12 protein-coding genes are annotated in these 13646 nt (G+C 63.8%); 8 read left to right on the forward strand and 4 right to left on the reverse strand.

The window, feature by feature from the left end:
• The first annotated feature begins 5 nt into the window (after positions 1 to 5).
• The 8 genes from mnmG to DDQ68_RS15340 all read left to right on the forward strand — a co-directional run bounded on the left by mnmG (position 6) and on the right by DDQ68_RS15340 (position 8474).
• Positions 6 to 1874: a tRNA uridine-5-carboxymethylaminomethyl(34) synthesis enzyme MnmG gene (gene mnmG / locus DDQ68_RS15305; protein WP_109657084.1), complete on the forward strand. Its 1869-nt coding sequence runs from the start codon at positions 6 to 8 to the stop codon at positions 1872 to 1874.
• 169 nt (positions 1875 to 2043) lie between these two features.
• Positions 2044 to 2955, forward strand: a complete 912-nt coding sequence (locus DDQ68_RS15310) for a methyltransferase domain-containing protein (RefSeq protein ID WP_109657085.1) — start codon at positions 2044 to 2046, stop codon at positions 2953 to 2955.
• Between the two features lie 174 nt (positions 2956 to 3129).
• Positions 3130 to 4770 (forward strand): Ig-like domain-containing domain, encoded by a 1641-nt coding sequence (locus DDQ68_RS15315; protein ID WP_162550150.1) that lies wholly within the window; start codon positions 3130 to 3132, stop codon positions 4768 to 4770.
• Between the two features lie 764 nt (positions 4771 to 5534).
• The gene (locus DDQ68_RS15320) at positions 5535 to 6029 is read left to right on the forward strand and encodes a DUF4385 domain-containing protein (protein WP_109657087.1); all 495 of its coding nucleotides are present in this window, start codon (positions 5535 to 5537) and stop codon (positions 6027 to 6029) included.
• Between the two features lie 75 nt (positions 6030 to 6104).
• Complete coding sequence (locus DDQ68_RS15325) at positions 6105 to 6590, forward strand: hypothetical protein (protein ID WP_109657088.1); 486 nt, start codon at positions 6105 to 6107, stop codon at positions 6588 to 6590.
• A 495-nt stretch (positions 6591 to 7085) separates the two neighbouring features.
• Complete coding sequence (locus tag DDQ68_RS15330) at positions 7086 to 7589, forward strand: transposase family protein (protein WP_109654768.1); 504 nt, start codon at positions 7086 to 7088, stop codon at positions 7587 to 7589.
• 5 nt (positions 7590 to 7594) lie between these two features.
• Positions 7595 to 8035, forward strand: a complete 441-nt coding sequence (locus DDQ68_RS15335) for a transposase family protein (RefSeq protein WP_109654769.1) — start codon at positions 7595 to 7597, stop codon at positions 8033 to 8035.
• 58 nt (positions 8036 to 8093) lie between these two features.
• Complete coding sequence (locus DDQ68_RS15340) at positions 8094 to 8474, forward strand: hypothetical protein (protein ID WP_162550151.1); 381 nt, start codon at positions 8094 to 8096, stop codon at positions 8472 to 8474.
• A 96-nt stretch (positions 8475 to 8570) separates the two neighbouring features.
• Here the strand turns inward: DDQ68_RS15340 and DDQ68_RS15345 are convergent, their stop codons facing one another.
• The 4 genes from DDQ68_RS15345 to DDQ68_RS23990 form a co-directional block, all read right to left on the reverse strand.
• Positions 8571 to 9974 carry an inorganic phosphate transporter gene (locus DDQ68_RS15345; protein ID WP_109657090.1) on the reverse strand — a complete coding sequence of 468 codons (1404 nt, stop codon included), beginning with the start codon at positions 9972 to 9974 and terminating at the stop codon, positions 8571 to 8573.
• A gap of 211 nt (positions 9975 to 10185) precedes the next feature.
• The gene (locus DDQ68_RS15350; protein WP_109657091.1) at positions 10186 to 11181 is read right to left on the reverse strand and encodes a DUF4249 family protein; all 996 of its coding nucleotides are present in this window, start codon (positions 11179 to 11181) and stop codon (positions 10186 to 10188) included.
• Between the two features lie 5 nt (positions 11182 to 11186).
• Positions 11187 to 12719 (reverse strand): TonB-dependent receptor plug domain-containing protein, encoded by a 1533-nt coding sequence (locus DDQ68_RS23985; RefSeq protein WP_342767451.1) that lies wholly within the window; start codon positions 12717 to 12719, stop codon positions 11187 to 11189.
• Positions 12720 to 13592, reverse strand: a complete 873-nt coding sequence (locus DDQ68_RS23990; RefSeq protein ID WP_245897064.1) for a TonB-dependent receptor — start codon at positions 13590 to 13592, stop codon at positions 12720 to 12722. It lies immediately after the preceding gene.
• Positions 13593 to 13646: the final 54 nt, after the last annotated feature.

The following is a 13646-nucleotide window of genomic DNA, read 5'->3' on the forward strand; positions in this document are numbered from 1 at the left end:
GCGATATGTTTCCTTCCTCCGAATACGACGTGATTGTAGTGGGCGCCGGCCACGCCGGCTGCGAGGCCGCCGCCGCCGCCGCCCGCCTGGGCTCGCGGGTGCTGCTGGCCACCATGAACCTGAACACCATCGCCCAGATGTCGTGCAACCCGGCGATGGGCGGCGTGGCCAAGGGCCAGATTGTGCGCGAAATCGACGCGCTGGGCGGCCAATCGGGGCTCATCACCGACCAAACCATGATTCAGTTCCGGATGCTGAACCGCTCGAAGGGCCCCGCTATGTGGAGCCCGCGCGCGCAGAGCGACCGGATGCGCTTCGCCGAAGCCTGGCGCCTGGCCCTGGAAGGCATCCCGAACGTGGATTTCTGGCAGGAATCGGTAACGGGCCTGCTGGTGGAAAACGGGGCCGTGGCGGGCATCGTCACCCAGCTCGGTATCGAGTTCAGGGCCCCGGCGGTGGTACTCACTAACGGTACATTTCTGAACGGGCTCATCCACATCGGCGAGAAAAACTTCGGCGGCGGGCGGGCGGCCGAGAACGGCAGCCGCGGCCTGACGGAGCAGCTGGTGGCGCTGGGCTTCGAGGCCGGGCGCATGAAAACCGGCACCCCGCCCCGCGTGGACGGCCGCAGCCTGGACTATTCCAAAATGGAAGTGCAGGCCGGCGACGCCGTGCCCGGCAAGTTCTCGTACCTGGATACCGAGCCGCTGGCCCAGCAGCTGCCCTGCTACATCACGTACACCAACGAGCGGGTGCATGATATTTTGCGCGAAGGGTTCGAGAAGTCGCCCATGTTCCAGGGCCGCATCAAGGGCCTGGGGCCCCGGTACTGCCCGAGCGTGGAGGACAAAATCAACCGCTTTGCCGACAAGGACCGCCACCAGATTTTTGTGGAGCCCGAGGGTTGGAGTACCGTGGAGTGCTACGTGAACGGCTTTTCGAGCAGCCTGCCCGAGGACGTGCAGTACCGGGCCCTGCGCGCTATCGTGGGCTTCGAAAATGCCAAGATGTTCCGCCCCGGCTACGCCATCGAGTACGACTACTTCCCGCCCACGCAGCTGCGCGCTACCCTGGAAACCAAGCAGGTAGCGGGCCTCTACTTCGCGGGCCAGATCAACGGCACCACCGGCTACGAGGAAGCCGCCTGCCAGGGCCTGATGGCCGGCATCAACGCCCATAACAAGGTGCAGGGCCGCGAGCCGTTCGTGCTTTCGCGCAGCGAGGCCTACATCGGCGTGCTGATTGACGACCTCGTAAACAAGGGCACCGACGAGCCCTACCGCATGTTCACGAGCCGCGCCGAGCACCGCCTGCTGCTGCGCCAGGACAACGCCGACCTGCGCCTCACGCCGCTGGGCCACGCCCTCGGGCTGGCCTCGGACGAGCGCCTGGTGCGGGTGCAGCGCAAGCAGGCGCAGGCCACCGAAGCGACCGAGCTGCTGAGGGATTTTGCCATCGAGGCCCCCGCCATCAACCCGCTGCTGGGGGCCCTGGGCTCGGCCGAAATCCACGAGCGCACCCGCGCCATCAACCTGCTGCGCCGCCCCAACCTGGAGCTGGCCGACTTAGCCGGGGCCCTGCCCGCGCTGGCCGAGGCCCTGGCCGGCTTCGACGCCGAGGCGCTGGAGCAGGCTGTCATCGGCATCAAGTACGAGAGCTATCTGGTGAAGGAGCAGCAGCAGGCCGTCCGGATGCTGGAGCTGGAAAACTTCGTCATTCAGGGTCGGCTCGACTACAAGGCCATGCCCGCCCTCAGCCACGAGGCCCGCGAAAAGCTACTGAAGATTCAGCCCGAAACGCTGGGCCAGGCCAGCCGCATCAGCGGCATCTCGCCGGCCGACGTGTCGGTGCTGATGGTGTATTTGAACCGCTAGGCGGCGGTTGCACTCCCGGGCCGGGCGGCCGGGGCCCCGCAAGCGGTGGGGCCCCGGCCGCCCGGCCCGCCCGTTTACCTTTGCCGCGTTAGGCGTCGCGTTGCGGCGGGCGTGGCCCGGGCTTTGTCCGGCCGGCTCCGCGCAGCCCGCTCCCCAATTTGCACAGCCTGTGAACTACGAGAAAATAGAAAAATGCCCGGTTTGCGGCAAAACCGAGTTTCGCAACAAGCTGGTGGTGGAAGACCGCACCGTGAGCCACGAGAGCTTCGCCGTGGTAGAGTGCGTGGCCTGCGGGTTTCAGTTTACCAACCCGCGCCCGGGGCCCGCTGACATTGGGCGCTACTACGAATCGGCGGCCTACGTGTCGCACAACAGCGGGGCCGCCGGCCTCGTGAACCAGGTGTACCGCCTGGCGCGAGTGTTCACCATGCGCAGCAAAGTACGCCTGCTGGGCCGCTACGCCCCCCAGCGCGGCCGCGTGCTGGACTACGGCTGCGGCACGGGCCACTTTTTGGCCGCGGCCCGGGGCGCCGGCTGGCAAGTGGCCGGCCTCGAACCCAACGCCGCCGCCCGCGCCGAAGCCACCCGGCGCGTGGGCCAGCCCATTGGGGCCCCCGAGGATTTGGCGACGCTGAAAGCAGGCTCGTTCGACGCCATCACCCTCTGGCACGTGCTTGAGCACGTGCATGCCCTCAACGAAACCCTGGCCCAGCTCGTGCGGCTGCTGCGGCCGGGCGGCGTGCTGCTCATCGCCGTACCCAACGCGGCCAGCTTCGACGCCCGGCACTACGGGGCCCGGTGGGCGGCCTACGACGTGCCTCGCCACCTCTACCACTTCGTGCCCGCCACCATGGCCCGGCTGCTCAAAAAGCACCGGCTGGCCCTGCGCGCCACCCTGCCCATGCCCCTCGACGCCTACTACGTGAGCCTGCTGAGCGAGCCTGCCACCGGCGGGGCCGGCCGCCTGCTGCGGGCCCTGCGCCTGGGCTACGCCTCCAACCGCGCCGCGGCCCGGCACGAAGGGCAATATTCGAGCCTGCTCTACGTAGCGGGACGGGCGGAGGGAGTTATTCCTAAATAGAAAACCGCATATAAAAGAACGTCATGCAGCGCACAGCGAAACATCTTTCCGGCGCCAGTAATCATGATTAGTTACGCGGAAAATATGCTTCGCTGTGCGCTGCACAACGTGCTGCTTTCTTTCTAATTCAGTGCCGACTCTACTAAATACCAATTGCTGACGACCAAAATAATCATGGCTTTTCGCGTAGAACGATGGCTGGCCGTGGCGGCCCTGGGGGCCCTGGCGAGCTGCGCAGCCGTGGCCCCGCCCCAGGGGGGCCCCCGCGACGTGACGTCCCCGCGCCTCATCAGCAGCGTGCCCGACAGCGCGGCCCGCAACGTGAAATTGCAGTCGGTGCGGCTCGTATTTTCGGAGTATGTGCAGGTGAAGGAGTTGAGTAAGAACCTGCTTATCACGCCCCAGCTGCCGCCCGACAACAACTACAAATTGCGCGAGGACCGCAACACCGTCACGCTGCTTTTCGAAAAGCCGCTGGCCGACAGCACCACCTACAGCTTCAACTTCCGCAATGCGGTGGTAGACATCACAGAGAGCCTGCCAGCCAAAAATGCCCGGTTGAGCTTCAGCACCGGGGCGATACTCGACTCCGGGGCCGTGCGCGGCACCGTCACGGACCTGCTCACGGCCCTGCCCACCCTCGACGCCAGCGTGGCCTTATTCCGCGTGGCCGATACGGCCGGCGTGCGCCGCGGCCGGCCCTATTACCTCACCCGCACCGACAAAAAAGGCCTTTATAACCTGGGCTTTCTGCGGGCGGGCGCGTACCGGCTCTACGCCTTCGTGGATAAAAACACCAACAACCGCTTCGACGAGGGCGAGCGAATCGGCTACCTACCCGCGCCCGTGGTGGTGGGCCCCACGCCCCTCGTGGCCGACCTGCAGCTGACCCGACCCGACCGCCGGCCGCCGCTGCTCACCACCCAAACCCCGGGGCCCAACGTGCTACGCGTGGTCTTCAACGAAGGGCTGGCCGCCGCCGCCCTGGCCCCGCTGCCCGCCCCCGACCCCGCCCGCACCCCCGCCCCCGAGGCCGTGCAGCTCACCGATGCGAGCCGCAACGTGCTGCTCTTCAAGTCGCCGGGCCTGGCCGACGGCCGCTACCTGCTCACGGCCACCGACAGCAGCGGCAACGTGGCGCATGACACGCTGGCCGTGCGCTTCCCGGTGCCCGGCGCCGCCGCCCGCAAGACCGCGGCGCCGCTGGCCTACATCGTGGAGGGCAACCCCCGCAGCGTGTACCGCCAGGGCCGCGTGCGGCTGCAATTTCCGGTGCCGATACTGGCCGTGGCCGGCCGGCCGGTGGGCACGCTGGTGGAGGACTCGGTGCGCCGCCGCCCCCTGCGCCTGCCCGCCGACGGCACCTTCAACGCCGCCCGCACCGAGCTGACGGTGCTGCTGAACACCCAGGCCAAAAACCGCGTCGAACTCGTGCTTGACAGCACCGCCCTGCTGCCCGTAACCGGGCAGGCCCTGCGCTGGCCCCGCCGCCCCGTGCGCTTCGAGCCCGGCGAAGTAGACCCCGACGGCACGCTGTTCGGCACCGTCAAGACCGCGCGTAAAAGCTTCGTTTTGCAACTGCTCAACGACAAGTACGAGGTGGTGCAGGCCCTGGCCTCGCCCTCAGGCAAGTACCGCTTCGAGCACGTGGCCCCCGGCAAGTACCGCCTGCGCGTGCTCGTGGATGCCAACGGCGACGGCCGCTGGGAAGGCGGCAACCCCGACCTGCTCACGCCCCCCGAGCCGGTGCTCTTGCTCCCCAAGGTGTTCCAGATGCGCTCGAACTTCGAAATCGAAGAACCCGTGGTGTTTTAGCCATAGCAGTCCACATTAGTGGATAACTTTAGGCTATTTCCAGTTACTGAGGCCATTTTTGAGCGGTAATCCACCCGTTTTCCACCGGCTTATCCACATCCCTTTGCTCGGGGCCCCGTTTTGGTGGATAACCTGGGGGAAACCCACCGAACACAGGTGGATAACATGCGCACAACTTTATTTGGTGGGGGAGGGCCCCCGTACAGGGCGCGCGGCCTGGGGACAACCGGGGATAACTCCCCCACCAGATATGCCCAATCCCCAACGGCCCCGCCCGGTGGATTGTGCGTATGTGGAGAACGTGGGGATAGGTGGAAAATCGAATCAACACGCTGATTTACAGATTAATGATATCCACATTGCCGGTGGATATCCGGTGGAAAACCCCCATATTACCCACAAGTTATCCGCACGGTGGATAACCCCGCCGAGTTGTCCACTTGTTAACGTCCCTAATAACTGGAAATAGAAAGGGTTTTTTTAGAAAAAAATTTAGTCAAAGTTTATCCAGGTGGAAAACTCCCGGCTCCCGCTTCGGCTTGGCCCGCCGGCCGTGGCCCCCGGGCTGGGTTGGCCGAGGGCCCCGGCCGGGCGGTTAGTGCGGTTTCGAAAGCAGTGTAGGGGCGGGGCCTGCCCCCGCCTGGGCGTTTGCGCCAATCCACCGATTCCGTTCAACGACGGGCGGGGGCAAGCCCCGCCCCTACACTGACTCCCAAACGCGGTTATCCCCGTACTTATCCACTTTATCCCCATCGGGCCCCCCAATGCCGTTCGATTACACCCTCGATTTCGCTGCCGTTGATTTCCGCCAGCACCCCGAACTGTACCGCGTGGGGCGCGGCGAGCAGGGCGTACTGCTGGTGCAGCCCTACAAGGGCGAAATCCTGCCCCACTGGCGCTTCAAAGACGCGGCGGCGGCCATGGCCTCGTCGGAAGCTATTTGGGGCCTGTTCGAGGCGTATTTGAAGGCCGACGACTTTGTGGGGGCCGACATGGCGCGCAAGTTTTTGCAGATGGGCTTCACCCGGGCCCGGCGCTACGCCAACCACCGCGGTGGCAAGAAATACGCCGGCCCCGTACCCGCTAGCAAAAAAGGCCAGTCCGGGGCCCACGGCCGCGCCGAGCTGCCCCGCACCGCCGCGCCCGACCCCGACAAAATTGCCGCCGCCGAAATCTTCGGCCGGGAGTGGGACGAGGCCAGGGCCCACCCCGACTACGTGCGCCAGAAAGACGCTTTCATCGCCCGCTACGGCAAGTAGCCGGGGCCCCCGGGCCAACGCCGGGGCCCCGCGCCCCGTTCTTACCTTTGCGCATCACTTTTACTTACCAGCCCAATGGCAACCATTCAGCCCTCCAGCATCGAGGAAAACGAAATTACCCTGGGCACCGGCATGGGCCTGCTGCGCTTCGGTGCCACCATGGACGAGGTGCGCACCCTGGTGGGCGAGCCCGAGGAAATCGAGGAATCGGAAGACGAAGACGAGTTTGAGCACCAGGAGTGGGTGTACCACGAGGAGGAATACCTCGTGTCGCTGTACTTCGACCGCGAGGACGACTTTCGCCTGAGCTGCATCGAAACCGACAACCCCAACATGCGCCTTTTCGGCGAAATCATCCAGGGCCAGCCGCTCGAAAAGATCCAGGAGCTGATGCAGCGCAACGGCGTGGCCGACGCGGAAGTGGAAACCATGGATGGTGGCGAGATGCGCCTGAGCTATGAGCAATCGATGATTGATTTGTATTTCGACGAGGGCTTGCTGCAGTTCGTCAACTTCGGCGTATTCATCAACGACGAGCTGGAAGTACAGTGGCCCAAATAGGTTCCCTAGGTTATCCACAAAATAGCCCTTTTTCGCTGTGGATAAGTGGATAACTAGGTGAAAACGGCCTGTTTACCGTTGGATTTGAATGTTAGTGGTCAACGTTTTCTTCCACCCGCCGGCCCAAAAGCAAAAGAGGCTGTCCGCTGAACCGGGCAGCCTCTTTCTGCTGGGGCAGCAACCGAAAACGATACTGCAACGGGCCATCGGGCGGGTGATAGCGGAGTAGTTTTATCAGAAAATATATTTAAATATATATTTTCTGATCGTTAACCATTCACCTAGCTTTTGCTATGAAAAAAGTTCGGCAATGGTCTAAACCAAGGTGCTAAACTCGTTATTTAATATAATGATTTTGAGGAAAAATTATTGGATAAATATATTGTTAATCAATTATTTATGCATGAAATAAAAATAAATTCTAAGTCTGATTAATAAAGCTAATTCGGAAGTGTGTGTTAAGTTACTGCCCGTAGGCGAGGCGTAAATTTGGCTATGGATTACCTGAGTTTGCGCGAGCGGCCCCGCCAGTTTCTGGCCCTGACCAGCCTGCGAGCGGCGGAGTTTGACGACTTGCTGACCGACTTTGCCCCGGCCTGGGAGCGCCACCACCGCTACCACACCCTGGAAGGAACCCAACGGGCGTTCCCCGCCCACCGCGAGCGGGCCAACGCTGTGCTGGCGGGCAGCGATATAAAGCTCTTTTTTCTGCTCACCTACCTCAAAAGCAACGCCTTGCAAGAGCACCAGGCCGCCAGCTTTGGCATTTCGCAAGCGCGCGTCAGCCACTTGGCTACCGCCCTGCTGGGCGTGCTCAACCAGGTGCTGGCCCGGCGCGGGCTGCTGCCCGTGCGCGACGGCGGCGAGTTGGCTCAGCGCCTGGCTAACCACCCGGAGCCGGTCTTTGCCTACGACGGGGTCGAGCGGGGCGTACCACGTAACACGGACCGGGAGGCCCAGGCGGAGGAGTACAGCGCCAAAAAAAAGCGCACCGCGTGAAAAACATGACCTTATGCGATTCCACGCAGTACGTGCATTTTCTCTCGGCTACGGAAAGCGGGCGAGCGCACGACAAAAAACTGGCCGACGAGTACGCGCTGCACCTACCGGCGGGCTGCGTGTTACGGCAGGATTTGGGCTTGCTGGGCCACGCCCCGACCGGGGTCGTGGTGGAGATGCCCCACAAGAAGCCGCCGAAGCGGGAGTTGACGTTTGCCCAAAAGCTGTATAACCAGTTGCTGAGTCCGTTGCGCGTCGTTATCGAACACGCGCACAGCGGTATCAAGCGCCTGCACATGGTGCAGGGCACTATCCGCTTGCGCGGCGAATGGGTGCGCGATACGGTCATGGTCGTGGCCTGTGGGCTGCACAACCTGCGCGTGCGCAGCCCGCACCGCGCCTATCGCGCACCTGTCCACGCGAAACTCGCTAACTACGCCGAATAAGCTTTAATGATTTTGCAAATCACCATAAATTAGACGACTGCCAAAAGTTCTTTGTTGCTTGCCCGTTTTGTTTGCGTGCGCCGGGGCCCTGCCCGCCCAGGCGCAGAAGTCCCTGGCCGGCACCACCTGGGTGGGCATCGCCAGCATTCCTGAGCCCGTCGAAATCGTTTTGCAGTTCAAGCAGGACACGGTGTTCATGTTCGTTAAAGACAGCAAGCAGCTGGCCGAAACCATGCACTACACGCAGAAGGGCAACAACCAATTTGTCTGGCAAAAAATAAGCGGCGGCAGCCCCTGCGATACCCAGACGCCCGGTACCTGGGCCTACAAAATCAAGAAGGACGAGGTTAATTTTACCGTGGTGGATGATCCTTGCCCGGGGCGGACGCAGGCTTCGCTGGGTACGCCCTTCAAAAAAACAACCTGGCCCAACCCGTAGCTCCGGGGCCCTATTCGCTTATTTACGACAACGCCCGGCGCACTCGAAAGTGGCCGGGCGTTGGTGTGTTTAGGGGCCCCACGGGGCGCGGGGGCCTTAGCCCAGCACGGCGCGGAAGAGCAGGAACAGGAGCCCGGAGAGCACCATCGTGACGGGCACGGTGAGCACCCAGGCCAGGGCGATGTTGCGCACCATCTGGGGGTTGAGGTTTTTGATGCCGCGGTTGGCCACCATGCTGCCGGCGATGGCCGATGAGAGCACCTGCGTGGTGGAAGAAGCCAGGCCGAAAGCCGTGCTGGCCCCGATCATAGCGGCGGCCACCAGCTCGGAGCTGGCGCCCTGGGCGTAGTTGAGGTGCTCCTTGCCAATGCGCTCGCCGATGGTCGTCACGATGCGCTGCCAGCCGATCATGGTGCCGCAGGCCAGCGACAGCGAGACCATCAGCAGCACCCACCACGGGGCGTAGTCGGTGAAGGTTTTCATCTCCTTAATGGCCCCGTCGAAGGTGGTACGATCCTGGGTGCTGAGGCTCACCTTATTGGAGCCGAGGAGCTTTTTGGCGCGGTTGGCGGCCAGCAGGAGGTCGCGGCGGATTTCAAAGCGGGCGTTTTTGGGTAGTTGGGCCACGTCGGTTTTGCCGGCAAACAGGCGGTCGAGGTCCGCGGTCTGGGCGTTCACTTCGGCCAGTAGTTTTTGATCGGCGGGGCTTAGCTCGGCCCGGTTCACGCGGCCCATCACGAATTCCACCTTGGTCAGCGACTCGCGCAAATCCAATGGGTTCTTGCTCTGGTCGAGGGAGTAGAACGTGGGCACGATGCCGATGAGGATGAGCATGATGAGGCCCACGCCCTTCTGGCCGTCGTTCGAGCCGTGGAAGAAGCTCACCAGTGTGCACGTGACGACCAGCAGCAGCCGGATCCAGAGGGGCGGGGGCTTGCGTTTGTGCGGCTCCTTAAAGATGGCTTTGCTTTTAACGAAGCGTTTGAGCAGGAACATCATGCCGATGGTGAACGTGAAGCCCAGCAGCGGGCCGATGATGAGCGCCAGGCCGGTTTCGCCGGCCTTGCTCCAGTTCACGGCCGCGCCCTTGCTTTCCGGCAGCAGCGAAAACGCAATGCCCACGCCCAGGATGGAGCCGATGAGGGCGTGCGACGACGACGAGGGCAGGCCGTAGTACCAGGTGCCCACGTTCCAGACGATAGCGGCCAAAATCAGGGCCCCCACCATGGCAATGCCGTGGTACACGTTCTGGTCCACGAGGCTCTCGACAGGTAGCAGGTACACGATGCCCATGGCCACGGCAATGCCGCCCGAAAACACGCCGATGAAGTTCCAAAACGCTGACCAGACCACGGCTACCCACGGCCGTAGCGTGTTGGTATAAATGACCGTGGCCACGGCGTTGGCCGTGTCGTGAAAGCCATTGACGAACTCGAACGCGCAGGCGGCCAGCAGGCACACGCCCAGCAGCAGCAACACATGGGGTTCTAATCCAAACATATAAAGAGAATTGGTGGTTGGGCGGAGCGCAGTTCGGGGGCAAAGGTAGCGGGGTATCAGGTAGCGGATATGTTACCGAATTGTGACTACTGCCGGTAAGGGGGCTGACCAACTGGGGCCCCAGCGGGCCGCCGGGGCCCCGCCACCAAACGCAAAAAGTCCGGTATAGCCGGGCTTTCAGAGGGAAAACAGAGCCCCGCGCCAATGGTATTTAAAGTGGAATGCGCAGCACTACATCGCTGGCCCCGGCAAACAGGCCGTAGCCGCCCGGTACGTTGGAGCGCAGCGGCGCGGGCTCGGCAAAAATGCTGTTTTCGGTGTCGTAGTAGCGCTGTACCGACAGGTAATAGTTGTACGTATCGACCGGGATGCTGCTCACGAGCACCTCGATGAACGCCGGGGCCGGCGGGTTAGGATGATTGCCGTAGCCGCTCGGCGGGTTGTAATAAAACCGCACCTTGCCGCTGTACACCAGGCGCTGGCCGTTGCGGCCGGCGTCGCTCACGGGCAGCGTCTGGTAAAAAATGCCGGGCTCGGACAGGTCGAAGCGGTTCAGGTTGACGTCGGGGCCCTGGTTGTCGCGGCCGCTATTGTCCTGGTACACGCCGCCCCAGGGCTGGCCGTTGGCGTCCAGCACCCGGGCGTAGGCCAGGTAGTAGTCAGCGGTGGCCGCGTCGTCGAGTACCGCGAAGGAGAGCCGGCCCGTGGGATTGTTATACGGCGAAGACGACGTGGGCGAATCCGGCACGAAGCTGCCGGCCCCCAGGGTGGGCAGGGCGGGTAGGGCAAGCGTGGCCTCCACCGCCTCCACGCCCGGGGCGCTGGCCCGTAGGGTGTAGCGCTGGCCGGGCTGGCCCACGTAGCCGCGGGTGGGCACGTAGTAGCCACGCAATGTATCGTTGTTGTACAGGCCCCGATTTACGGCTCGGAACTGCTCCACCACTTGCCCGGCGGCGTCGCGTAGCTCCACCGTGGCGTCGGTGCGGCCCGCCAGCTTCTTGGTAGCCAGCACGCTCTGGCTGGTGCTCACGTAGAGGTCGCGGGCATCGCCGTAAAATTGCCAGTTGCCGGCTCGAGCCACGCCGTTGGTTACGGTGTAGGTGAGGGCCAGTCGGGGCGTGTGGGCCGGCGGCTCCACGCTCACCACCGACTCGCAGCCGACCAGGGCCCCCGCGGTGGCCAGCAGCAACCAGAGAAAGGTTTTCATGGGGCTCAAAATTTAAAGGCCTTGCTGACCGATGGGATGATGGGAAACAGCGACACCTGGCGGTAGCTGGGCGGCCGGCTCATCGTCCCATTACTTTCGAAGTAAGCCGCCTGGAAGTACAGGTAGTAGGGGTTGTTGCGGCTGTACACATTGTAGATGGAGAGGCTGTTGACGATTTCGCCCCAGCGCTTTTTCTTGGTTTTGCTCAGGTCCAGGTCGAAGCGGTGGTAGGCGGCCATGCGGAACGAGTTGCGGTCGCCGTAGTCGTTGTAGCCCTGCTGGGGCCCCGTCTGGAAGCGGCCCGAGGCGAGCGTAGTGGCGTTGCCCGTGCCGTACACCCACGTGCCGGAGAGCGTGAGCGTGGGGCTGAAATGGTGGATGACAACCAGGGAAATGTCGTGGCGCCGGTCGTACTTGTAGGGGAACGCGCGGCCCCCGTTCAGCTCCGGGAAGCGGCGGGTGCTCCAGGCCAGGGTGTAGCCTAGCCAGCCGGTGGTGCGGCCGGTTTTCTTCTGCAAAAATAGCTCGCCGCCGTAGGCCCAGCCCTGGCCGCTGATCACCTTACTCTGCCAGTCGCTGTCGGTGGTGTTCAAAAAGCTGGCCCCCTCGCGGTACTCCACCAGGTTTTGCATGGGCTTGTAGTAGGTCTCGAAGCTGAACTCGAAAGCCTCCCCCTTGTAGCGCAGCGTGCGGGCCGCCCCCAGGCTAAACTGGTGCGCCAGCTGGGGCCGCACCGCCGCCGTGGCCGGCACCCACAGGTCGGTGGGCAGGCCGATGCCGCTGTTGGTGAGCAAGTGGATGAACTGCGTGGTGCGGGCGTAGGCCGCCTTCAGCGCCCACTCGTCGGTGAGCATAAAGCGCGCGGCCAGGCGCGGCTCCACCGACGGGAAAAACTTATCGTCCACGAAGTAGCCGTTCAGGCGCAGGCCGGCGTTCACATTCAGCCGGTTGCTGAGGCGGTAGTCGTCCTCCACGTACAGGGCGCTTTCGGTGGCCAGCACGCGGCTGCCCGACGTTGCGCCGCTCCGGGCCGTGTCCAAGCGCTCGGTTTGGGCGAAGGCCCCGGGCCGGAACGCGTGCCGCGTGAGCTGGGCCCCAAACCGCACGTAGTGGTCGGGCGATGGGGCGTAGTCGAAGTCCGTTTTCAGGCTGAAATCGCGGATGTTCGACAGGTAGCGCAGGCTGTTGGTGGTGGTTTTGGTGTCGGCCTGGCCCGGGGCCCCCGTGCGGTCCTCCCGGTCCTGGCCCACGTCGAACTGGTACTGGCTGTAGGTGAGGTGGGTGTTCAGAAACAGCCGGTCGTTCACGACGTGGTTCCAGCGCAGGGCCCCCGTGAGGTTGCCCCAGCCGAGGTTGACGTCGGAGCGGGTGTAGGTGGACTGGGTCTCGTCGGCGTCGCGGGTGTTGGCGTAGAAGTTGTCGTAGCCCCGGTAGGCGCTCAGGTACAGGCGGTCGCGCCTGCTGAGCTTCCAGTTGAGCTTGCCGTTGAGGTCGTAGAAGTAGTAGCCCAGCGTGCCGGCACGCTTTTCATTGGCCAGCTACGCCTTCACAAACGGCCGGGCCACCACGTCGATGTAGGTGCGTCGGGCCGAGACGATGAACGAGGCCACGTCCTTCTTGATGGGGCCCTCCAGCGTAATGCGCGTGGCCACCAGCCCGATGGCCCCTTCGCCGTGGAACGCTTGGTCGTTGCCCTCCTTCATCGAGATATCCAGTACCGACGAGAGCCGCCCGCCGTAGCGCGCCGGAAAACCGCCCTTGATCAGCTCCACGTTGTTGAGCGCATCGGCGTTGAAGACCGAGAAGAAGCCGAACAGGTGGGAGGCGTTGTACACCGGCGTGCCATCGAGCAAAATCAGGTTCTGGTCGGGCGAGCCGCCGCGCACGTACAGGCCGCTGGTGCCCTCGCCGCCGCTCTGCACGCCGGGCAGCAGTTGCAGCACCTTCAGCACGTCGGTTTCGCCCATGAACTTGGGGAGGCTCTTGATTTGGGCAATGGGCACATTGATGGTGCCCATGCGCGTGCTGCGGGGCCCCCGGTCCTCTGCCTGGCGGTCGGCCACCACTTCCACGCCGGCTAGCTCGTTAGCCGCGGGCGCGAGCAGGAAGTCGTGGCCCGCGCTGCCGGTGGCCGGGGCGGCCCAGCGGCCACGGGCGTAGCCCACGTAGCTCGTCACCAGCCGCAGCGAGTCGAGGCCCGCGGCGGGCAGCGTGAGCGAGTAGAAGCCGTAGGTGTTGGTGGCGGTGCCCAGGCCGGTGCCGGCCTGCACCACGGCCACCCCGATGAGGTTTTCGCCCGTGGCCCGGTCGCGCACGTAGCCGCTAATGGTGACGCGCGCGGACCCTTGAGCCCGCGCAGAACCCGTGCCCAGCCATAAGCCCGGTAGTAACCAGCAGAAAAGGTGCTTCATAAGGAGAAAATAGGATGGGGTAGCATCCGGGCAACAGGGCCCCTAAGGTAGCGC

This window comes from Hymenobacter nivis (assembly GCF_003149515.1).
Lineage (GTDB): Bacteria > Bacteroidota > Bacteroidia > Cytophagales > Hymenobacteraceae > Hymenobacter > Hymenobacter nivis.